Annotated in this window: 16 protein-coding genes and 2 pseudogenes; 9 read left to right on the forward strand and 9 right to left on the reverse strand. The window is 72.4% G+C overall.

The features are described 5' to 3' along the window. Positions 1–290: 290 nt before the first annotated feature. Positions 291–664 (reverse strand): annotated as a pseudogene (locus tag OG413_RS37140) (VOC family protein). A gap of 491 nt (positions 665–1,155) precedes the next feature. On the opposite strand from OG413_RS37140, the gene OG413_RS37145 reads away from it, so the two are divergent. From OG413_RS37145 to abc-f, 8 genes are all read left to right on the forward strand, one after another. Next, positions 1,156–2,076 (forward strand): NADP-dependent oxidoreductase, encoded by a 921-nt coding sequence (locus OG413_RS37145; RefSeq protein ID WP_266813426.1) that lies wholly within the window; start codon positions 1,156–1,158, stop codon positions 2,074–2,076. Next, on the forward strand, positions 2,073–3,047 hold the full coding sequence (locus OG413_RS37150) for a GNAT family N-acetyltransferase (RefSeq protein WP_266813428.1): 975 nt from the start codon (positions 2,073–2,075) through the stop codon (positions 3,045–3,047). The genes OG413_RS37145 and OG413_RS37150 overlap by 4 nt, the downstream gene beginning before the upstream one ends. A gap of 104 nt (positions 3,048–3,151) precedes the next feature. Further along, positions 3,152–4,363: a PP2C family protein-serine/threonine phosphatase gene (locus tag OG413_RS37155; RefSeq protein ID WP_266814256.1), complete on the forward strand. Its 1,212-nt coding sequence runs from the start codon at positions 3,152–3,154 to the stop codon at positions 4,361–4,363. A gap of 113 nt (positions 4,364–4,476) precedes the next feature. After that, positions 4,477–5,148, forward strand: a complete 672-nt coding sequence (locus OG413_RS37160; RefSeq protein WP_266813430.1) for a TetR family transcriptional regulator — start codon at positions 4,477–4,479, stop codon at positions 5,146–5,148. Continuing rightward, positions 5,145–5,921, forward strand: coding sequence for an SDR family NAD(P)-dependent oxidoreductase (locus OG413_RS37165; protein ID WP_266813432.1), 777 nt, complete (start codon positions 5,145–5,147; stop codon positions 5,919–5,921). Before OG413_RS37160 ends, OG413_RS37165 begins: the two co-directional genes overlap by 4 nt. 67 nt (positions 5,922–5,988) lie before the next feature. Further along, positions 5,989–7,029, forward strand: coding sequence for an NAD(P)-dependent alcohol dehydrogenase (locus OG413_RS37170; RefSeq protein WP_266813433.1), 1,041 nt, complete (start codon positions 5,989–5,991; stop codon positions 7,027–7,029). Between the two features lie 173 nt (positions 7,030–7,202). Beyond that, on the forward strand, positions 7,203–7,520 hold the full coding sequence (locus tag OG413_RS37175) for a DUF6191 domain-containing protein (RefSeq protein WP_073728759.1): 318 nt from the start codon (positions 7,203–7,205) through the stop codon (positions 7,518–7,520). A gap of 231 nt (positions 7,521–7,751) precedes the next feature. Then, positions 7,752–9,458 carry a ribosomal protection-like ABC-F family protein gene (gene abc-f, locus OG413_RS37180; RefSeq protein WP_266813435.1) on the forward strand — a complete coding sequence of 569 codons (1,707 nt, stop codon included), beginning with the start codon at positions 7,752–7,754 and terminating at the stop codon, positions 9,456–9,458. On the opposite strand, the gene OG413_RS37185 is transcribed toward abc-f, so the two are convergent. Further along, positions 9,422–9,925, reverse strand: a complete 504-nt coding sequence (locus tag OG413_RS37185; protein ID WP_266813437.1) for an NUDIX domain-containing protein — start codon at positions 9,923–9,925, stop codon at positions 9,422–9,424. The genes abc-f and OG413_RS37185 overlap by 37 nt on opposite strands. Before the next feature lie 198 nt (positions 9,926–10,123). Between OG413_RS37185 and OG413_RS37190 the strand changes: the two genes are divergently transcribed. Beyond that, on the forward strand, positions 10,124–13,612 hold the full coding sequence (locus OG413_RS37190; protein WP_266813439.1) for a phosphodiester glycosidase family protein: 3,489 nt from the start codon (positions 10,124–10,126) through the stop codon (positions 13,610–13,612). 134 nt (positions 13,613–13,746) lie between these two features. Here the strand turns inward: OG413_RS37190 and OG413_RS37195 are convergent, their stop codons facing one another. From OG413_RS37195 to OG413_RS37225, 7 genes and pseudogenes are all read right to left on the reverse strand, one after another. After that, positions 13,747–14,157, reverse strand: coding sequence for a PTS-dependent dihydroxyacetone kinase phosphotransferase subunit DhaM (locus OG413_RS37195; protein WP_266813441.1), 411 nt, complete (start codon positions 14,155–14,157; stop codon positions 13,747–13,749). Further along, positions 14,154–14,804 carry a dihydroxyacetone kinase subunit DhaL gene (dhaL, locus tag OG413_RS37200; RefSeq protein WP_266813443.1) on the reverse strand — a complete coding sequence of 217 codons (651 nt, stop codon included), beginning with the start codon at positions 14,802–14,804 and terminating at the stop codon, positions 14,154–14,156. The genes OG413_RS37195 and dhaL overlap by 4 nt, the downstream gene beginning before the upstream one ends. Positions 14,805–14,932: 128 nt before the next feature. After that, entirely contained in the window at positions 14,933–15,919 is a 987-nt protein-coding gene (gene dhaK, locus OG413_RS37205; protein WP_266813445.1) for a dihydroxyacetone kinase subunit DhaK, read from the reverse strand. Positions 15,920–16,047: 128 nt separating this feature from the next. Then, the gene (locus OG413_RS37210) at positions 16,048–17,067 is read right to left on the reverse strand and encodes a hypothetical protein (RefSeq protein ID WP_266813446.1); all 1,020 of its coding nucleotides are present in this window, start codon (positions 17,065–17,067) and stop codon (positions 16,048–16,050) included. After that, complete coding sequence (locus tag OG413_RS37215; protein WP_266813447.1) at positions 17,055–18,398, reverse strand: MFS transporter; 1,344 nt, start codon at positions 18,396–18,398, stop codon at positions 17,055–17,057. The genes OG413_RS37210 and OG413_RS37215 overlap by 13 nt, the downstream gene beginning before the upstream one ends. A gap of 69 nt (positions 18,399–18,467) precedes the next feature. Further along, positions 18,468–19,784: a discoidin domain-containing protein gene (locus OG413_RS37220; protein WP_266814258.1), complete on the reverse strand. Its 1,317-nt coding sequence runs from the start codon at positions 19,782–19,784 to the stop codon at positions 18,468–18,470. Further along, positions 19,761–20,597, reverse strand: a pseudogene (locus tag OG413_RS37225) (chitosanase); the annotation flags it as partial. The pseudogene OG413_RS37225 and the gene OG413_RS37220, both read right to left, overlap by 24 nt. Positions 20,598–21,352 lie beyond the last annotated feature (755 nt).

The following is a 21,352-nucleotide window of genomic DNA, read 5'->3' on the forward strand; positions in this document are numbered from 1 at the left end:
CCGTCATGAGGGGGCGTGCGGTACGTGGGAGAACCGCCGGGCGCCGACGGCGGCGGGACACCGGGAGACACGGAGAAAGCGAAGAACCGCCCCACCGGTACGGGGGAGCCCGGTGGGGCGGTCACCACCAGACTGCCACAGCCGGGCGGCGATTGGGGACCGACCGGCGCGTATTGAACGGTGGTTGAGTTGATTTCGACGGTCGCCCGACCACGTGTACGCGTGTCAACGGGCCATGTCGGCCGGATCCGCCGGACAGTCCGGTCGGCCGGATCCGCCGACCGGATCCGTCAGGGGGTGATCCTGCTGACCAGTTCCGGAACCCACTCCACGTACTCGACCTCCGCCCCGCCCGCGTGCCGCGCGTAGAGGAAGCGGCCGGTCGGGCCGGTGGCCTCCGGGGTGGTGATCCGCCCGCCGCTCCCGGTGAGCCGGGCGGACAGCTCGTCGAGGTCGGAGACGACCACCGTCGCCGAGGCATGGGTGTACCGCGCGCGCTGTTCCGCGGGACCGGCGATGACGAGGAAATCGCCGATGGCCGCGAGTTCGATCGAGTCGAAGCGAAACGCAGATCGGGTTCGCCGCCGACGAGCTGCCGCAGCAGTGGCAGGATCGCGTCCATGTCGTCGGCCCACAGGCGTGCGTATGTCTTGAGGATGGTCATGGGGGATGCCTCTCCGCGGCTTTCCGGCACAGCGAGCGGGGCCCGGAACAGGGCCTGCTCTCCATGGGTTACGCGGAAACCGTAGAAGAGCGGCCGAGGGCGGAAGAAGGCACTTTCCGGAAAGAGAGGCACCTCAAGGTGCCCTGAGTCGTAAGCGCTGTACCGGCAGAGGCGATCACACCTGTCGGTCCGGAGGCCGAAACGCTCGTGTGCGCCGACGCGCGAGATCTTCTGCAACGCTCCCGTGCGCCGGCGCGCGACATCCTCTGCGCCATCGCCGGCGAGTGGGCCTGACATCGAGGCCGCCCGTCGCGGCTACGACGCGGCGGCGGGCCCGGCCCCGGTCCGGCGCACGCGCCGTGACCTCCTGATTGCGGGCTCGTGAACAGTCCGCCGCCCGGGGAATACGATCCGGTCCCCTCGCCTTTCCGCTGCTGTCGGGCGCCCGCGGCCGTCCGGCGGACCCGAGACGGACCGGAACGAGGGACCTCATGCCCAAGGCGTACATATTCCACCGCTACGGCGGACCGGAGGCGGAAGCCTTCATCGAGCAGCCGGTGCCCGTTCCCGGTCCCGGCGAACTGCTCGTCGCCGTCCGGGCGGCCGGGGTCAACCCCGTCGACTGGAAGCGGCGGTCCGGCCTCCGCAGGCCGGGAAGCGATCCGGCGCCCCTGCCGGGTGTGTTCGGCAGTGAGGTCTCGGGGACGGTGGAGGCGGTCGGACCGGGCGTCGAGGGCTTCGCACCCGGTCAGCCGGTCTTCGGCTCCCCGCTGACCGGCGGCTACGCCGAGTACGCCCTGCTGGCGGCCGGTGCCACCGCCCACAAGCCGGACGGGCTGTCGTTCACGGACGCGGCGGTGCTGCCGGTCGCTGCGGCCACCGCGTACGACGGACTGCGCCAGCTCGACGCCGCTCCCGGCTCCACCCTGCTGGTCACCGGAGCCGGTGGCGGTGTCGGCGTGGCCGCGGTGCAGCTCGCCCGCCACTTCGGGATCCGGGTCCTCGGCACCGCGAGCGCCGCCAAGCGGGACCTCGTCGAATCACTGGGCGCCGTTCATGTGACGTACGGGCCCGGAGCCGAGGACCGGATACGGGCCGCGGCCCCCGAGGGCGTCGACGCGGCCTTCGACCTGGCCGGCGGTGAGGCACTGACGGCCGCCGCGGCCGTGGTGGGGGACCGGAAGCGACTGATCAGCGCCGGGTCGCCGGTGGAGGTCGCCGACCTGGGCGGTGCGCCCGTGCGCCGGACCCGTTCCGCGGCCGTCCTGGACGAACTGGCGCGCCTCGTCGTCGGCGGAGCCCTGCGCACCCACGTGACGCGGACGTTCCCGCTGGCCGAAGCCGACCGGGCACTGCGTACGGTGGAAAGCGGCCACGCACGCGGGAAGACCGTGATCGAGGTGGCCCGATGAGCGCCCCCGCCGCCGCATCCGTCCCGGCCGCCGTTTCCGTATCCGCGTCCGCGGCCGTATCCGCATCCGTATCCGCCCCCGCATCCGAGACAGGAAAGACGCTCGTGCCCGTACATCCCTCCGCCGGCCACCCGGCCCATCCGCTGGACAACCCGGCGCACTCCTCGCTGACCGGCCCGCACGCCCACTTCGCGGAGCGCCGCGGCCGCATCCTGCGCTACCCCGTCGACGTCACCCCGTGGCTCGCCCTGCCGGACGCCCCGGACGCACAGGACTGGTCCGATGTCGCCGCTCTCGCGGGTCCCGGGGCCTCGGTCACCCTGACCGCGTTCCGTGAGCCGCCGCCCGCGGACTGGGAGATCCTCTTCCACGCCGAGGGCGTCCAGCTCGTGGACGAGTCGGTGGCCGCGGCACCGGACCCCGAGGCCGTGCCCCTGGGGCCCGCCGACGTCCCCGAGATGCTGGATCTGGTGGCCCGCACCCGCCCCGGGCCCTTTCTGCCGCGCACCGTGGAGCTCGGCAGCTATCTGGGCATCCGCCGCTCCGGCGTCCTCGTCGCGATGGCGGGCGAGCGGCTGCACCCGCCCGGCTGGACCGAGATCAGCGGGGTCTGCACCGACGAGTCCGTACGGGGGCAGGGGCTCGCGGGCCGGCTCGTCCGGGCGGTCGCCCACGGGATCAGGGAACGCGGCGAGACCCCGTTCCTGCACGCCGCCGCGTCCAACACCAACGCCGTCCGGCTCTACGAAGCCCTCGGCTTCCGGCTGCGCCGCAGGACGGAGTTCCTGTCGGCCCTCGTTCCCCGGCAGACCCAGGTTCCCCGGCAGACCCCGGTTCCGCCGCCCGCTCCCGGCCCCGGCCCGGCGGTTGTGCCCGGCCCGGCAGCCGGGACCTTCGGCACCCCGGCCCGTGCCGAAGGTCCCGGGCCGAAAGTCCCGACCGGGACCTTCGGCCCGCGCTCGGGGTCGTAAGACTCGTGTGCCGACGCCGCGGTCCCCGGTCCACTGGGTGAGGAACCGTCCTACCGACGGCCGAGACCCGGGACCGAGGACCGAACAGGAGGCACACCGTGGCCATGGGCCTTCAGCGAGCAGCAGCCGTGCGCGAAGCCGAACTGCCGGGCGCGGACGCGAGCGAGGCGGCGGCGGGCGCACCCCGGATCGGCAACTGGCCGCTGGCCGGGGGGCTGGCGCTGCTGACCCTCGCGGTCGTGCTCCTGCATGTCTTCACCGGTGACGACTTCGAGGTGGCCCCGCTGCTGGTCGTCGTCCCCGCCCTGGCCTCCGTCTTCTGCACGGTCCGCCAGACGGTGGGAGTGGCCGGCTGGATCATGGCCGTGGTCGTCGGCTCCCGTATCGCCTCGGACGGGTCCTTCTGGGACCTGGTGGTGGGCATCGTCTTCACCGTGCTGGCCTGCGGCCTGGGTGTCGGTTCCTGTGCGGCCCGTATCCGGCACGCCCGGCAGGTCGCCAGGCTGCGCTCCGCCGCCGTCGCGCTACAGCGCCAGATCCTGCGCCCGCTGCCGGTCCTGACCGACCAGGTCTTCGCGTACGGGCTCTACGAGCCGATCGAGGAGGACCGGTTCGTCGGTGGTGACATCTATGAGGTCGTCGAGTCGCCGTACGGAACCCGCGTGATCATCGGTGACGTCCAGGGCAAGGGGCTCCCCGCCATCGGCGCGGGCTTCGCCGCGCTCGGCGCGTTCCGTGAGGCCGCCATCCGCGAACCCACGCTGACCGGCGTGGTGGACGCCCTGGAGGACGCGGTCGTCCGGCACAACGAGTTCTCCTCCCAGACCGGTGAGACCGAGCGGTTCGTGACGGCGCTGGTCCTCGGGTTCGACGGCGGCGACCGGGTGCAGGCGGTCAACTGCGGCCATCTGCCGCCGCGACTGCTGCACAACGGCGAGGCGTCGGCGATCACCCTCCAGCGGGCTCACGTACCCCTCGGCATGGCCGAGCTGAGCCGTGAGGCGCGTACGGCGGAATGGTTCGGCTTCCCGCCCGGCGCGACGCTGCTGGTCGTCACCGACGGCGTCACCGAGGCCCGTGACGCCTCCGGCGACTTCTACCCCCTGGACGACCGGCTCGGCCGCTGGGCGCACCGGGGTCCGCGCGAGGTCCTGGACGCGCTCCACGCCGACCTGGAGGAGTTCTCCGGTGGCGTCAGGCGCGACGATGTCGCCGCCCTCGCCCTGCGCCGGGCCCCGTCCGGCGGCGGCGGGCGGTGGCCCGAGGCCGTGCCCGGGAACGCCCTGCGGGCCGTGGAGCCCCTCGGCGACCGGTAGCCGGAAGGCGCGACGACAGGTCTCACGCCCTCGTGACGTCACGCCCCACGCCCCTGTGATGTCCTGATGGGACGAGTGTCGCGGTGGGACATTTTCAGGTGTACGGTGCATCTATGAATCCGGAACGGAACATCCCGGAGAGGCGCGGCCGCAAGGCCCGCCGGACCCGGGAGACGCTGGCGCAGGCCGCGTTCGAGCTCGTACTCGACCGAGGACTGCGGGACGTGACGGTCGAGGAGATCGCGGAGACCGCGGATGTCGACCGACGCACCTTCAGCCGGTACTTCCCGAGCAAGGAAGCCGCCGTCCTCGACTCCGTACGGGGCGACGGCGACCGGATCAACGACGCCCTGCGGGCCCGCCCCGCCGCCGAGCCGCCGCTCACCGCCTACCGGCGCGCCGTGCTCGACTGGCTCGGCGACCCCTCGGCGGAGCCCTGGCACCGCCGCCCCCGGTTCTTCGACCTGCTGGTCGTCGCCGAGCAGGAACCGACCCTCTACGCGGCCTTCCACCACATCCGGGTGGACGCCCAGGAGGACTCGGTCGCCATCGTCGCGGACCGGCTCGGCGTCGATCCCCGACTGGACATCCGCCCCGCCGTCACGGTGGCCGCGGGCGCGGGCGCACTGCTCGCCGCCCAGGCCGCCTGGGTGCGGGGGAGCCGCCAGGACGCGTTGCCCGAGCTGGTCGTCCAGGCGTTCGACGCCCTCGACTCGGACCTGCTCACCCAGCGGCAGGCCGGTACGGCACCGCACAGCACCACAGAAGGAAAGGCAACATCATGAGCACCGACACCCCCGCCACGTCCGACACGGAGTTCGCCGGCCGGGCCGCCCTCATCACCGGTGGCGCGTCCGGCATCGGCCTCGCCCTCGCCGGGCGGCTCGCCGCGAGCGGTGCGGCCGTCGTCGTCGCCGACTACGACGAGGAAGCCGCGCGCAAGGCCGCCGCCGAGCTGAAGGGCACCGGGGCGAAGGCCGCCGCGGTCGTCATGGACGTGACCGATCCGGCCTCCGTCGAGGCCGCCGTCCGCTTCACCGTCGACACCTTCGGCGCACTCCACCTGGCCGTCAACAACGCGGGCATCGGTGGTCCGAGCAACCCCACCGGTGAGTACGCCATCGAGGACTGGAACCGCGTCGTGGCGACCAACCTCAGCGGTGTCTTCTACTCGATGCGTTACGAACTCCCCGCCATCGTCGCCGCGGGCGGCGGCGCGGTGGTCAACATGTCCTCGATCCTCGGCACCAACGGCTTCGCCGGTTCGCCCGCGTACGTCGCGGCCAAGCACGGCGTCGTCGGCCTCACCAAGACCGCCGCCCTCGAATACGCCGCGCAGAACGTCCGGATCAACGCCGTCGGCCCCGGCTTCATCGACACTCCCCTGCTGCGCAACGCCGAGGGCCCGGCGCGCGACCACCTGATCTCCCTGCACCCGGCCGGACGCCTCGGCACGGCGGAGGAAGTGGCCGAGCTCACCGCCTTCCTCCTCTCCGACAAGGCCTCCTTCATCCACGGCAGCTACCACCTGGTGGACGGCGGCTACTCCGCCTCATAACCGCCCCGAGCGGCGAACCGGGGGCACAGGGGTTGGAAAGAGAACAAGGAAAGACTGAGGAGTCCCAATGAAAGCCGTTCAGTACCGCGCCGTCGGATCCGCTCCCGAGGTCGTGACCGTCCCGGACCCCGAGCCCGGCCCGGGGCAGGTCCTGCTGAAGGTCACCGCCGCAGGTGTCTGCCACTCCGACATCGCCGTGATGAGCCGGCCCGCAGACCAGATCCCCTTCCCGCTGCCCCTCACCCTCGGCCACGAGGGCGTCGGCACGGTCGCCGCCCTCGGTGACGGCGTCACCGGCTTCGCGACCGGCGACTCGGTCGCCGTCTACGGTCCCTGGGGCTGCGGTACCTGCGTGAACTGCGCCGAGGGCAAGGAGAACTACTGCCTGCGAGCCAAGGAGCTCGGCATCGCACCGCCCGGACTCGGCGCCCCCGGTGCCATGGCCGAGTACATGATCGTCGACGACCCGCGCCACCTGGTGCCGATCGGCGACCTCGACCCCGTGAAGACGGTGCCGCTCACGGACGCGGGACTGACCCCGTACCACGCGATCAAGCGTTCCCTGTCCAAGCTGGTGCCCGGTGCCACCGCCGTGGTCATCGGCACCGGCGGCCTCGGCCACGTGGCGATCCAGCTGCTGCGCGCCATGACCGCCGTGCGCGTCATCGCGCTCGACGTCACCGAGGACAAGCTCGCCCTCGCCCGCACGGTCGGCGCCCACGAGGCCGTCCTGTCCGACGAGCACGCGACCGCAAAGGTGCTCGAACTGACCGGCGGCCTCGGCGCCCACGTCGTCCTCGACTTCGTCGGTGCTCCGCCCACCGTGAAGACGGCCGGCGCGGTCGCCCGCGTCGACGGCGATGTCACGATCGTCGGCATCGGGGGCGGCGCACTGCCCGTCGGCTTCGGCACACTGCCCTACGGCACGACCGTCACCGCCCCGTACTGGGGTTCGCGCAAGGAGCTGGTCGAGGTGCTCGACCTCGCCCACGCCGGTTCGGTCGACGTCCACGTGGAGACGTACTCCATCGACGAGGCGCCGCTCGCGTACGAGCGACTGCACGCCGGGAAGATCAACGGCCGGGCCGTCATCCTCCCCAACGGCTGAGATCCGGCACCTCCGCCAGAGCTTCTCGTCGCCACCGGCCCCCGTCGCCCGACGACGGAAAGTCCCACCGGACCGTGCGGGCCGCCGCAGCACAGCGACGGCCCGCATCTTCCTGTCAGATCCCCGTCGCGAAACCGGTGCGGCCGACGGTGAGCATGCGTGAGACTGGCCTCATGGGGTTTCTCGTACTGATGACTTTGCCTGGACTGGTGATCGGGCTGACCCTGCTCGCCTTCGTCGACCAGCTGCTGCTGCGCGCCGGGCGGGCCGGGATACTGCCCTGGCGCAACAGCGCCCGGCAGGGCCAGGTGTCGGCGACCGGCTTCGAGCAGCTGCACGCGACCTTCTCGCCCGGCAAGCAGAGCGAACTCAAGGAGCGTCAGAGCGCACTGCTGCTCAGGGACGACGAGGAGGACGGCGCCCCGCCGAACAGGTCCACCGTCGACCTGACCGGCGGCCGGGCGGTCATCCGCCTCCCCAAAGCAGGCTGACCCTTTTTTATTGCCGAGCGGGTCCCCCCGGCCCTCGCTAGACTCCCGTCCATGGGTTCGTACTACTACTTCCGCTGATTCCCGGCCAGGACGCCGCCGCCCGACGCTGAGCGTCGCCGGGTGCCCCCAGGGGCACCCACGCGTGCCGCAGTCCCCTCCGCCGTCCGGCATCCACGCCCCGCCGTGCGCTTCCGCGCGCCGTCGCGGGCTTGTCTCAGGGAAGAAGCACCCATGCACCCCCAGCGCGACCGCGCTCAACTGACCATGAAAGACGTCTCCAAGAGCTACGGAGACCGGTCGGTACTCGACCAGGTGACACTCACCGTCCGCCCGGGTGAGAAGGCCGGCGTCATCGGCGAGAACGGCTCCGGCAAATCCACCCTCCTCCGGCTGATGGCGGGGGTGGAGACGCCCGACGGCGGGGACATCACCGTCCGGTTCCCCGGCGGCACCGGGTACCTCGCCCAGACCCTCACCCTCGCCACCGGCGACACCGTGCAGGACGCCGTCGACGCGGCGCTCGCCGAACTGCGCGAACTGGAACGCCGCATCCGTGCGGCCGAGTCCGCGCTGTCCGCCGCACGCGAACCCACGGACACGGAACTCGCCGTCTACGGAGACCTCCTCACCGCGTACGAGGAACGGGGCGGCTACCAGGCCGACGCCCGCACCGACGCGGCCCTGCACGGCCTCGGCCTGGCGCACCTCACGCGCGAACGGCCGCTCGCCACCCTCTCCGGCGGCGAACAGTCCCGGCTGGCCCTGGCCTGCGTGCTGGCCGCGGCCCCCGAACTGCTGCTGCTCGACGAACCGACCAACCACCTGGACGCCCGGGCCGTCGGCTGGCTGGAGGACCACCTACGCGCACACCGCGGGACCGTCGTGGCCATCACGCACGACCGGGCCTTCCTGGAACGCGTCACCTCAGTGATCCTGGAGGTCGACCGCGACCTGCGCGGCGTCACCCGGTACGGGGACGGCTGGGACGGCTACCGCACGGCCAAGGCCGCGGCCCGCCGCCGGTGGGCCCAGGAACGCCAGGAGTACCTGGCGGAACTGGCCCGCACCGTAGAGCTGGTGAACGCGGCCGGGCAGCGGCTCGCGGCCACCGGAAAGGACCCGAAGGAGGGCTACGGCAAACACCGCCGCTCGCACGAGGCCAAACTCTCCGGCCAGGTCAGGGCCGCCCGGACCCGCCTCGAAGCACTGCGCCGCTCTCCCGTGCCCGCCCCGCCCCCGCCGCTGTCCTTCACCGCCCGGCCGGCCGTCGCCACGCAGGGCGACCGGCACCACCCGGAGCCGCTGCTCGCACTGGAATCCGTCTCCGTCGGCGACCGGCTCCAGCTGCCCGCCCTGCGCGTGGAGCCCGGACAACGGCTCCTGGTCAACGGCCCCAACGGCGCCGGGAAGACCACCCTGCTGCGGGTGCTCGCCGGGGACCTCGCCCCGGACACGGGCACGGTCCGGCGACGGGCGCGGGTCGGCTACCTCCCGCAGGAACTCCCGCGGCGGCCGACCCGGCGCACCTTGCTGGAGACCTTCGCCGCGGGCCGCCCCGGCTTCCCGGACGAGTACGCGCAGGACCTTCTCGGCCTCGGGCTGTTCCGCCCCGAGGACCTGGCCGTCCCCGTCGCGGCCCTCTCCATCGGCCAGCAGCGCAGGCTGGCGCTGGCCCGGCTCGTGACCCGGCCCGCCGATCTGCTGGTCCTGGACGAGCCGACGAACCACATCGCGCTGAGCCTGGTGGAGGAGTTGGAGGAAGCCCTCGCGCAGTACAAGGGAGCCGTCGTCGTGGTCTCGCACGACCGCGGCTTCCGCGACCGCTTCACCGGAGACGTGCTGGAACTGCGGGCCGGCCGCCCGGTCCGGAGCCCGGAGAAGGCACACGGCCGGGGCGGGGTCTACCCGTCCGAGGAGGCGCGCTCCTCGCGGACATGACCGCGCAGCCGGTCGAGGAAGACCCGCTGGCCCGCGACCAGGCGCTCGGCGGCCCGCTCCGGTGCGCACCAGGCGAACCGGTCGATCTCCGGGAACTCCCGCTGCACACCGGACCCCCTCGGCCACTCCATCGTGAACGTCCCCGGTACGGCCGCCGCCGGATCCAGTTCCGCCTCCACCGCCCATACGGTCACCGTCTTGCCGCTCGGCTGACGCGCCGCGCCGAGCGGCACCCAGACACCGTCCGGAACCGGTAGCCCCACCTCCTCCTCGAACTCCCGGCGGGCGGCAGCGGCGGGCTCCTCCTCCGGGCCGTACTCGCCCTTGGGGATCGACCAGGCGGCCGCCTCGCGGCGCGCCCAGAACGGGCCGCCCATGTGCCCGATCAACACCTCGACATCCCGCTCGCTCCCCGTGCCCGTCACCCGGAAGAGGAGGAGACCCGCGCTGCGCCTGAGCGTCGACATGTCGTCAAGTCTGCGGTCCGGAACGGCGGGCCGCCACGCCGACGCGGCGCACCTGGGTGATCATGTCGGTCATCAACCCGCCGCGCGGTGTTTCCTCCGATGTCCCCGTTGTCCCCTGGTGTGTCCCGGTCCGCCCGGCCATGCTGTCCGCCGACAGCGCTTTCCCCCCGTGCAACCAGCTTGATTCCAGGAGGATTTGTGGGCCTTGGCATACTGGGCACCGCCCTGCGGCCGCTCGTGCTGCTCGCGACGGTGACCGCGGTGACGGCCGGGGCCCTCGCCCCCGCGGCCGCCGATTCGACCCCCGACCCCCGTCCCCGTAACGCCGCCGAAGTGCTCAGACCCATCGCCCCGCCCGCCGCGAGCGCGGCCGGCGGGACGCGCTCCGTGGTGGACGGCGACGGCATCGAGACCGCCCGCACCTCCCGGCCGATCGCGCCCGGGGTGCGCCTCAGCTCGTACGACCGGCTGGAATCCGACAAGTGGCTGCGGGTCGACGCGCTCTCCGTGGACCTCGACGGCGACGATGTGCGCGCCGACTACCTCTCCTCGGGCAAGGTCGCCGAACGGCACCCGGTCTCCGAGCTCGCCGCCCGGCACGACCCGGGCCGCGGACGCCGTACCGTCGCCGCGATCAACGCGGACTTCTTCGACATCAACGAGACCGGTGCCCCCCTGGGCCCCGGCATCAAGGACGGCGTCCCCGTCCACTCCCCGGCGCCGGGCGTCCACCGAGCCGTCGGTATCGGCCCCGAGAACGCGGGCCGGGTCCTGGAGCTGTACTTCGAGGGCACCCTGACCCTCCCCTCCGGACAGCACCCGCTCGCCGCCCACAACGCGGCGAACGTACCGGCGCAGGGCGTGGGCGCGTACACCTCCGCCTGGGGCAGCGCGGACCGCAAGCTGACCGTGGACGCCGCGGCGCCCGTCGCCGAAGCCGTCGTACGCGAGGGCAAGGTCGTCTCCGTATCGGGCACCCCGGGCTCGGGCGCCGTCCCGGACGGCACCACCGTCCTGGTCGGCCGCGAAGCCGGAGCGGCCCTTCTGACGGCGCTGCGGCCCGGCGACCCGGTCTCTCTCGCGTTCCGGGCGCGCGCCGGCAGCGGGTCCGTACCGCGTACCGCGGTCGGCGGCCGTGAGCTTCTGGTCGTCGACGGCACCGCCCAGAACCACGACGGCGAGGGCAACAACACCGCGGCGCCCCGCACCGCGGTCGGATTCTCCCGGGACGGCCGCACCATGCAGGTCATCACCGTCGACGGCCGGCAGGCCGACAGCGGCGGCGTCACCCTCACCGAACTCGGCCTGATGATGCGCCGCGCCGGTTCGTACAGCGCACTCAACCTGGACGGCGGCGGCTCCTCGACGCTCGTCGCGCGCGAGCCCGGCAGCGACGCCCTCCAGGTGGAGAACAGTCCGTCCGACGGCAGCGAGCGCACCGTCCCCAACGGCCTCGCCCTCACCGCCCCCGACGGCAGCGGCAGACTCAAGGGCTTCTGGGTGGAGACCCGGACCCCCGCAGGAGCCGCGCCGGGCACCGACCCCGTCAAGGGCGGTCACCCGGAGCGGGTCTTCCCCGGCCTGACCCGTTCGCTCACCGCCGCCGGTTACGACGAGACGTACGGCCCCGCCGCCGGAACCCCGGACTGGCGGACCGCGAACCCGGCCACCGGCACGGTCGACCGCCACGGTCTCTTCACCGCCCGCCGCAGCGGCAGCGCCGACGTGACCGCCCGGCGCGGCACCGCCCGCGGCAGCACCCGGCTGACCGTCCTGGACAAGCTCGACCGCATCGAGCCGACCACCCGGCGCGTCGGTCTCGCGGACGCGAAGGCCACCGGAACCTTCGGCGTCGTCGGCCTCGACGCCCACGGCACCAGCGCCCCCGTCGAACCGCGCGACATCGAACTCGACTACGACCGCGAGCTGTTCGACATCCGCGACAACGGGCAGGGTTCCTTCGACGTCGCCTCCCGCTCCGGCAGCGGAGCCGGCCGGGTCATCGCGACCGTCGCGGGCACCACCACCGTCCTCGCGGTCAGTGTCGGCCTCACCGAACAGGCGGTCGCCGCCTTCGACGACGCCGCGTCCTGGAAATTCAGCCAGGCCCGAGCCGGGGGCTCCCTCGCCGCCACGCCCGAGGGCCACACCGGCACCGGACTGAAGCTCACCTACGACTTCACCCGGTCCACCGCGACCCGAGCGGCCTACGCGAGCCCGCCCCGGCCGGTGACCCTGGCCGGACAGCCCCAGTCGTACCGGCTCTGGATCAAGGGCGACGGCAACGGCGCCTGGCCGACCCTGCACCTCAAGGACGCCGCGGGCTCCGACCAGTTGCTGCGCGGCCCCTACCTCACCTGGACCGGATGGCGGCAGGTCACCTTCGCCGTACCGCCGGGCGCAGCGATGCCGCTGAGCGTGCACCGGTTCTACCTGGCGGAGACGGCCGCCGCCCGGCAGTACACCGGCGAGATCGTCGTCGACGACCTGACCGCCCAGGTCCCGCCCACCGTCGACCTGCCCGAACAGACTGTGCCGGCCGACACGTTGATCGACCCGGCGGCGGTGACGGAGCGCCGGGACTGGCAGTTCGCCGTGATGTCGGACGCCCAGTTCGTCGCCCGTGACCCCGACAGCGCGATCGTCGCCCAGGCCCGCCGCACCCTGCGCGAGATCAGGGCCGCGCGGCCCGACTTCCTCGTCGTCAACGGAGACCTGGTGGACGAGGGCTCGCCCGCCGACCTCGCCTTCGCCCGGCAGATACTCGACCAGGAACTCGGCGACTCCCTGCCCTGGTACTACGTACCGGGCAACCACGAGGTGATGGGGGGCCGGATCGACAACTTCGTCACCCAGTTCGGACCGGCCCAGCGGACGTTCGACCACAAGGGCACCCGGGTCATCACCCTCGACACCTCCAGCCTCAGCCTGCGCGGCGGAGGCTTCGCCCAGATCAAGGAGTTCCGGGAGCAGCTCGACGCGGCCGCCCGGGACCGCCGGATCGGCTCGGTCACGGTGATCGAACACGTACCGCCGCGCGACCCGACCCCGCAGCAGGGCAGCCGGCTCGGCGACTGCAAGGAGGCGGCCCTCATCGAGCGGTGGCTCGCCGACTTCCGCCGTACGACGGGCAAGGGCGCGGCCTTCATCGGCAGCCACGTCGGGGTCTTCCACGCCTCGCACGTCGACGCAGTCCCGTATCTGATCAACGGAAACTCCGGAAAGGCCCCGGCAGGCCCCGCGGACGAGGGCGGCTTCACCGGCTGGTCGCTCATCGGCGCCGACCGGGTGCCGTCAGGCGAGCAGGCGGCGGCCCGGCAGCGGCCGTGGCGGGGCGGCCCCGACTGGATCTCCGTCCAGACCCGGGCGCACGTCGACTCCCTCACCCTCGACGCGCCGACGGTGATCGGCGCGGGGGAGCGTACGAAGGTGGGAGCCAGCGTCGTCCAGGGGGCGCGCACCGTCCCGGTGGCGTTCCCGCTCAGCGCGGACTGGACAGGCTCACCGAACGTGTACGTCGGTGATCCGGACGACGCCCGGCACCGCCACACCGCTGTCCTCGACCCGGTCACCGGCATGCTCACGGCATTGCGCCCCGGCACCGTCACGGTCGCGGTGACGGTCAACGGCACGACGCGGCGGGCCCGGATCGAGATCGCGGCGAAGGCGGCAGCCCCGGCCGCCTGACGCACGGCCGCCCCGGTCCCGCGTCCACAAGCGGTGGGCGCGGGACCGGGGCGGCGCGATGCGGGCCGGGTGCCGGGTGCCGGGTGCCGGGCGGTCCGGGCGGTCCGGAGTGGTTTCGGGCGGCTCGCGGGTTCCTACGCCTTTCGGTAGCCGTACGCCTCCGAGGCCGCGGCCTCCACCGCCGCGAGATCGCCACCGGCGGAGGCGGTCACCACGGCCGCCACGGCACCCTCCACGAACGGCGCGTCGACCAGCCGCGCCCCTTCCGGCAGCTCGTCGCCCTCGGCGAGCATGGCCTTCACCGTGAGCACCGCGCTCCCGAGATCGACCAGTACCGCGATACCGGCCCCGCCATCGACCGACTCGGCGGCCCGCGCGATCAGTTCCGCGCTCGTTCCGAGTCCACCGTCCGGCAGACCCCCGGCCGCGGCGACAGGCGCGGTCGCACCTCCGGCCGCGAGGCCCCGGGCCAGCTCGGCGACGGACTCGGCCACCGGCCCACTGTGCGAGACCAGGACGATTCCGACCTGTGCGCGCCCGCTCATGCGCCCTTCCCGTCGGCCGTCGGCCCATCCGCAGCCTGCCCGTCCTCGGCCGGCTGTTCGGCCTCGGCCAGCGCGGCGACGAGGAGCGCGGACGAGGTGGCCCCCGGATCCTGATGCCCGATGCTGCGCTCACCGAGATAGCTGGCCCGCCCCTTGCGCGCCCGCAACGGCACCGTCGCCACCGCACCGGCCCGCGCCGCGTCCCGGGCGGCGGAGAACGACGTGCCCAGGGCGTCGGCAGCGGGCAGCAGCGCGTCGAGCATCGTCTTGTCCCCGGCCTGTGCCCCGCCCAGCTGCCCCACCGCCGCGACACCCGCCGCGAACGCCTCGGCCAGCTGCCCGGACGTCACCTCGGCCGAGTCGCCCAGGGCCTTGCCCGTACGCCGGAGCAACGTTCCGTACAACGGCCCGGACGCCCCGCCCACGGTGGAGATCAACTGTCGTCCGGCGAGGGTCAGCACTGCTCCCGGTGTCCGAGGGGATTCCTTCTCCAGGACCGCCGTCACCGCGGTGAAGCCCCGCCGGAGGTTGCTGCCGTGATCGGCGTCGCCGATCGCCGAGTCCAGCTCGGTCAGATGGTCCGCCTCACGGTCCACGGCAGCCGCGGTGGCGGCCATCCACCGGCGGAAGAAGTCGGCGTCGAGCACATGGTCTCCTGTTCCTCTGGCCCCTCCGGCACAGGTGGGGCTGTCCCGCACGGGCGGGGCTGTCCGGTACCGGCGGTGCCGGACCGTACGGCGGATCGGACGCTACGAGCGTACGGGCGTACCGGTGCTCAGCGACCCCAGCGGAGTGCGGCCGTCTGCACGGGCGCGTCCCAGAGCCGCAGCAGCTCCTCGTCGACCTGGCAGAGCGTCACCGAGCAGCCCGCCATGTCGAGCGAGGTCACATAGTTCCCCACGAGCGTACGAGCTACGGTCACACCCCGCTCGGAGAGCACCCGCTGCACCTCGGCGTTGAACCCGTACAGCTCCAGCAGCCCCGTCGCCCCCATCCCGTTCACCAGTGCCAGCACCGGTCCCGCGGGCCGCAGATCCTCCAGCACCGCGTCCACCGCGAAGTCGGCGATCTCCCCGGACGTCATCATGGGACGGCGCTCCCGGCCGGGTTCGCCGTGAATGCCGATGCCCAGCTCCAGTTCACCCGGCGGCAGATCGAAGGTGGGACTGCCCTTGGCCGGGGTGGTGACCGAACTCAGTGCCACTCCGAAACTCCGCGACGACGCGTTCACCTGCCGTGCCACGTCGGCCACCCGGTCCAGCGGCGCCCCCTCGTCGGCGGCGGCCCCGGCGATCTTCTCGACGAACAGCGTCGCGCCGGTACCCCGCCGCCCGGCCGTGAACGTACTGTCGCTCACCGCCACGTCGTCGTCGATCAGCACCTGGGCGACCCGCACCCCTTCGTCCTCGGCGAGTTCGGCGGCCATCGCGAAGTTCAGTACGTCGCCGGTGTAGTTCTTGACGATGAACAGGACCCCCGCCCCGCTGTCGACGGCGGCTGCCGCCCGCACCATCTGATCGGGCACGGGCGAGGTGAACACCTCCCCGGGACACGCGGCGGACAGCATCCCCGGCCCGACGAACCCGGCGTGCAGCGGCTCGTGCCCGGACCCGCCGCCGGACACGATCCCGACCTTCCCGGCCACGGGGGCGTCGCGGCGCACGACCACACGGTTGGCGACATCGACGGTCAGTTCGGGGTGCGCGGCGGCGATGCCCCGGAGCGCGTCGTCGACCACGGTCTCCGGGACGTTGATGAGCATTCTCAACGGTTCCTCCTGGGAAGAGTGCCGGCCGGCCCCTGAGCTGGGTTCGGTTGCATGACACCGAGTATCGAAGAGACCCGCGTGATCGGGAAGCGACATGGCGGAGGGATCACGCATCCGTCATGTCATCGGGGTGACGTGTCCGACCGGGCGGGCGGGACCCATGAGGGGGAGGAGGCGTCGCGGGCGATCCGGCGGGGCGTGCCGGTGCCGTCCGCCGGTACGGACCAGATGTCCGAGGAGTTCGTACCTCGGGGGAGGGCGTAGGCCACCGTGCCGTCGCCCAGCCAGGCCGCCTGGTCGTCGACGCTGTGCGTCTCGGCGAGCGGTGTCTCGCGCATGGTCGCCAGGTCGAGGACATGGAGCCGCCACGGGTTTCCGGCTCCCTCACGGACACGCTTCTTGAACGCGATGCGCTTCCCGTCGGGGGAGAGGGAGGGGCACTCGACGTTGGTGCGCACGGTGCGCGCCTTCCACGCTTTGAGGTCCCCTTCGACGAGGTGGGTCCTGCCGCCCGTCGACACGGTCGCGTAGAAGCGGTTGTCGTCGTCGGTGAAGGTGACGCCCCAGTAGTTCACATCGGGTGCGTGGTGGCGTTTGCCGTCGAGGTAGAGCTGGATGGTCTCCATGCTCTTGATCAGATAGCCGGTGCGGGTGTCGAGGATGCCGGTGCGGGTGGAGAACGCGGATGTCGCGTACGAGTCGCCGGAGACGAACACCGTCCATGACACCACGCGGCCCGACGGAGAGACACGGGCGCGGTTCGGCGTGCCGCCGAAGTCGACCGTGCGGCGGGTGCGCAGGGTGTCGTCGAGGATGACCGCTCTGGTCATCGGCCGGAGTCCCGGCCGGGTGGTCAGGCACACGGCCGTGCCGCCGCTCGTGTGGAAGCGGCGGCACGACAGGGCTGTTTCCTCGCGCGGGGTCCCGCCCGTCCTCGTCGTCGGCTGTACGGCGACGGTGCCCTTCGCCGTGCGCAGATACAGCCCGGCGGTGTCGCCGGGCGTGACGTGCGAGGACGTGGCGGCGGCGGAGGTGTCGGCGCGGTCGGCGGCGTGCACGGTGTACACGACGGCGACCGCCGCCAGCATCGCACCGGCAGCGGTCACGGCCACCGCACGGACGCGCGGGGTCACAGGGTGCATGGGGTCTCCCGGAAGGCATGGGCGGGGATCAGGAAGCAGGCGGCGGCGAAGACGGCGGCGAGGGCCACCGCGGCCGCGGCCAGGGCGGTGCTCACGCCCCACGCCGTCCACGCGGCGCCGAACAGGACGGACGCGAACAGTCGGCCCGTCGCCTGGCCGGTCTGGAGCAGGGCGAGCCCGCCCGCCCGTCGGTCCGGCGGTACGAGCGGGCCGGCCAGGGCCATCAGGATGCCGTCGGTGGCGGCGTAGTACGTGCCGTGGAGCAGCAGTACCGCACCGGCCAGGGGCCAGCCGCCGATCGGGAACAGCATGGCCGCGTACGCCCCGAGCAGCGCGAGGTGTCCCGCCAGGAACGGAACGCGTCTCCCGACGCGGTCGGCGGCGCGGCCGAGCGGCACGGCGAGCAGCAGGTAGACGGTGGCGCTGCCCAGCGGGAGGAGCGGGAACCAGGCCGCGTCCAGTCGCATGCGGTTCTGCAGGACGAGGTAGAGGAAGCCGTCGGTGACGCTGACCAGGCTGAGGAGGGCGGCCGCGAGCAGGATGCGGCGGAACGGCGGGAGGGACAGCAGGCGCAGGGTCGAGCGGAGGGTAGCGGTGGGCCGCTTCGCCGCGGGTGCGGCGGTCGCGCCCGGGAGCGCACCCAGCTCGTCGCGACCGGGGACGAACGCGATCAGGAGCAGTACGCCGAGCACGCCGAAGCAGAAGCTGACGACGAAGACGGCGTCGTAGGCGTCCGCGGTCGCCCACAGCAGGGCGAAGGCGAGGAGCGGTCCGATCATGGCCCCGGTGGTGTCCATGGCGCGGTGGACACCGAAGGCGCGGCCGAGATGCCGTTCGTCGCTGCTGAGCGAGATCAGGGCGTCGCGGGGCGCGGTGCGTATGCCCTTGCCGATCCGGTCCGCGGCGAGCGCGGTGGACAGGGCGGGGATGGAGCCGCCCGCCGGCAGCAGGGCCAGCTTGCACACCGCGGACAGGGCGTATCCGGAGCCGGCGACGAGTTTGTGGCGCCGCCACCGGTCGGCGATGTGTCCGCCGGCGAGCCGGACGAACGCGGTGATGCCGTTGTAGAGGCCGTCGAGGAAGCCGAATTGGAGCGGGCTCAGGCCGAGGCCGAGGACGAGATACAGGGGCAGGACGGCGGTGACCATCTCGGAGGAGATGTCGGTGACGAGGCTGACCGTGCCGAGGGCGATGACGGTTCCGGCGACGCGGCCGCGTCCGGTGCCGGTGTCGGACGTGGCGGTGCCGCTCGTCGTGCCGGTGGCGGACGGGGTGGAAGGCGCCGGTGGCGCGGTCGTGTCCTGTCGTGCCTTGTTTGCCGAGAGATACATGTGGGGTCCCGGTGCGTGGGCAGCGGACGGGCGCGGCCGCCCTGAGGGGCAGCGGCCGCGCCCGAAGTGTCAACGGCAGGTGTACGTGGGGCTGGTGTCGCGCACCGTGCCGTCGGTGCCGACGAAGTGGGACGTGAAGGAGTTGTCGGTGAAGTCGAGCTTGACGACGCCGAACGTGTCCCAGATCCGCTTGAGACTGTTGTCCTGGACCGTGTCACCCGCGCCGTAGAGGTCCTTGCCGCCGGCGCCGCCCAGGATCTCGACGATGCCGTTGGGGTCGGCCGCACCGTTCGCGGTCTGCGGGGCGAACCGCTCGTAGTGGTGGTCGTGGCCGCTCAGCACCAGTTCGGTGCCGCCCTGTTGGAGCAGTTTCCACACCGGCTGGCTCACCGGGTCGTTGCCGTGGCTGCCCGAGCTGAAGAGCGGGTGGTGGAAGTAGGCGGCCACACAGCTCTTCTTGTTCGCGGCGAGGTCGGCCTTGAGCCAGTCGATCTGTTCCTGCTCGTCGAACCGGTTGGAGTTGAGGGCGACGAAGTGCCAGTTGCCGTAGTCGTAGCTGTACCACATCTTGCCCTTGGGGGTCGCCCGGGAGCCGAAGTACTCGCGGTAGGCCCGCTCGTCCTGGTTGTCCCAGTCGTCGTACGCCTCGTGGTTGCCGGGCACCGGGTACGTCTTGTCCTTGAACGTGCCCCAGGACTTGTCGTAGTAGTTGCGGAAGTCCTCGATGTGGGCGTCGTCGTACTGGTTGTCGCCCATGGTGATGTAGAAGGCCGGGTTGATGGCCTTGGCGCGGGCCGCGGTCTTGAAGTGCTGGCACCCGGACTGGCCGGCGGTGCACTGGTCGGCGATGTCACCGGCACCCACCACGGTGAACGCGCCACCGGGGTCCGGCGGATCGGTCGGTCCCGGGCCGTCGCCGCGGGCCCCGAACGCCTCCAACTCCTTTATCGAATAGCCCCATTGGGTGCCGCGGGAGGTGCCGTACACGCGCAGATATCGGCCCTTGCCGGTCAGGCCGGTCCACTCGTCCGTGCCGCCGTTCCCGGCGGTCTCCGCGGCCAGCGCGGTCCATTTGCTGCCGTCCGCCGACATCTCGATCCGGTACGCCTTCGCGTAGGCGTCCTCCCATTCGACCGTGACCCGTGACACCGTCGCGTCCTTGCCGAGGTCCAGCCGGATCCACTGCGGGTCCTTGCCCTCCGCGCTGCCCCATCGGGTGTTCCGGTCGCCGTCGACGGCCTTCGCGGGCGTCAGGGTCGCGTCCTCGTCGGACGACGAAGTGGCGGGCGCGGAACGGGAGATGAGCTGCTCGGCCCGCGTTGCGACGGAGCCGCCGGAGCCGGCGGGGGCGGGCTCGTCGGCGATGTGGAACTCATCGCCGTACACCTTCCAGGTCAGCGGCGTCTGGAGCTCGAAGTTGCCGTTCTCCAGGAACACCCGCTGTGCGGTGTCCACCCGGCTGGTGTCCTCGTGCGCCTCCTCGGACTTCATCTCGGCCACGCGCGCGTCGAGGAACGCGCCCAGGTAGTCGCTCTCGTCGCCACCCTCCGCGGGGGTCTCGGCCTGGGTGCGGGCCTCGTCACGGATCGACTCGAAGCCGCTTTGGCCGTGCATCACGATGGCGTCGTAGTAGATGAACTGCCCGAGCGTGCGCAGCCCGTCGTCCTTCGCCTGGGCGACCGACGGATCGAAGTAGACCCGGTCGCGCTCGTGCTCCTGCGCCGCCTGGAACCCCTGGGTCCGCGCCGCCTCCTGCCATGCGTCGGTGAAGCCGGGGTCGAGACCCTCGTGGGAGTCGCTGCCGTCGACCTCGCGCAGGGCCGGCAGGTACGCGGCGAGCGGGTTGTCCGGCTCCTGCTCGGTGTAGTACTCGACGAGTTCGAGCATGTCGTGGGTGCCGGAGCAGAAGCCGACGATGCCGCCGGTATAGCCGCGGCCGTCCTTGATGTCCTCGATGTAGTCGTACTCGCCGCGCCAGTCGAGAGTCGAGTTCTCGGCACTGGAGACGATCTGCAGGGCGATCTCCTTCTTTGCCGGATCGTCGAGGTCGGCCGTCTCGGCAGCCCGGCCGACGCTCATGGCGACGATGGCGGGCACGGCGGCGAGCGCCAAGGCGAGAGCTATCCGGAGTCCGGTGCGTCGTCGGCGGGGATGCCGTCGGGACGGTGGGGAGACGGACCTCGGGCGGGGTGTGCGCATGTGGTTCCTCCACTTTCCTCGCGGTTGTGGGGCATGCCGGCGCCGGTCCTGCAGCAGTGGGGGCGGCAGCAGTTGACTGTTAGGAAGCTTTCCTTCCTATTGCTGGCCACATTGGTACGCGGTCGGCGAGTCGGGCGCAAGGGTGCGCGCGCAAAAAATATAGGACTACCGGGTGGGCGTGGGGAGTTGAATGCCTGGCGCCCGAGGAGAAGGCCCTCACGGTGAACTGCCCGATTGTCAGGTGTACTTCGTCCCGGAGCGGCGTGAAAGCCACCGTGGAAGCGGCCCGCGCGTTCGATGCCTCCCGGAGCCGTTCGGGCACTGCGGCCCACATGGTCAGCCTCTGCGAGGAGCGGGGGAAGGTGCCGGCGGGCGTACAATCACGCGTCGGCGACCTGGACGAGGTGTGGCTGCCCGGCCCACCCGGCACCAAGTGCTCCTGCACCAGCGCCAATTACGTGGTCCTCGCCGCCGTGGTCGAGTCCGTCACCGGGCGCGCCTTCGCGGACCACCTCGGGCGGAGCGCTCGAACCCGCGGGCATGCGCGGTGCCATCGTCGACCAGGCATCGGCCCGGAAGCGGAGGCTGGCCCCCGGACACCAACTGCTGTGGGGCATACCGACCGCGATCGCCGGTGGCGTGGACAACCACGGCACGGCATACGGCTATACGGGCGGCGACCTGAACGACCTGGCGGCCTACCGCTCGACGTACCGGGCCTGCCGGTCGACGTACGGGGCATGCCGGTCGACGTA

Origin of the sequence: Streptomyces sp. NBC_01433 (assembly GCF_026340105.1) — a bacterium.
Classification (GTDB): Bacteria; Actinomycetota; Actinomycetes; order Streptomycetales; family Streptomycetaceae; genus Streptomyces.

Coding starts and splice junctions, on each gene's coding strand:
- OG413_RS37170 (WP_266813433.1), top strand. CDS start 5,989: ATGAAAGCCGTTCAGTACCGCGCCGTCGGATCCGCTCCCGAGGTCGTG.
- OG413_RS37150 (WP_266813428.1), top strand. CDS start 2,073: ATGAGCGCCCCCGCCGCCGCATCCGTCCCGGCCGCCGTTTCCGTATCC.
- OG413_RS37145 (WP_266813426.1), top strand. CDS start 1,156: ATGCCCAAGGCGTACATATTCCACCGCTACGGCGGACCGGAGGCGGAA.
- dhaK (WP_266813445.1), bottom strand. CDS start 15,919: ATGCTCATCAACGTCCCGGAGACCGTGGTCGACGACGCGCTCCGGGGC.
- OG413_RS37155 (WP_266814256.1), top strand. CDS start 3,152: ATGGGCCTTCAGCGAGCAGCAGCCGTGCGCGAAGCCGAACTGCCGGGC.
- OG413_RS37165 (WP_266813432.1), top strand. CDS start 5,145: ATGAGCACCGACACCCCCGCCACGTCCGACACGGAGTTCGCCGGCCGG.
- abc-f (WP_266813435.1), top strand. CDS start 7,752: ATGCACCCCCAGCGCGACCGCGCTCAACTGACCATGAAAGACGTCTCC.
- OG413_RS37175 (WP_073728759.1), top strand. CDS start 7,203: ATGGGGTTTCTCGTACTGATGACTTTGCCTGGACTGGTGATCGGGCTG.
- OG413_RS37160 (WP_266813430.1), top strand. CDS start 4,477: ATGAATCCGGAACGGAACATCCCGGAGAGGCGCGGCCGCAAGGCCCGC.
- OG413_RS37215 (WP_266813447.1), bottom strand. CDS start 18,398: ATGTATCTCTCGGCAAACAAGGCACGACAGGACACGACCGCGCCACCG.
- OG413_RS37195 (WP_266813441.1), bottom strand. CDS start 14,157: ATGAGCGGGCGCGCACAGGTCGGAATCGTCCTGGTCTCGCACAGTGGG.
- OG413_RS37210 (WP_266813446.1), bottom strand. CDS start 17,067: ATGCACCCTGTGACCCCGCGCGTCCGTGCGGTGGCCGTGACCGCTGCC.
- OG413_RS37185 (WP_266813437.1), bottom strand. CDS start 9,925: ATGTCGACGCTCAGGCGCAGCGCGGGTCTCCTCCTCTTCCGGGTGACG.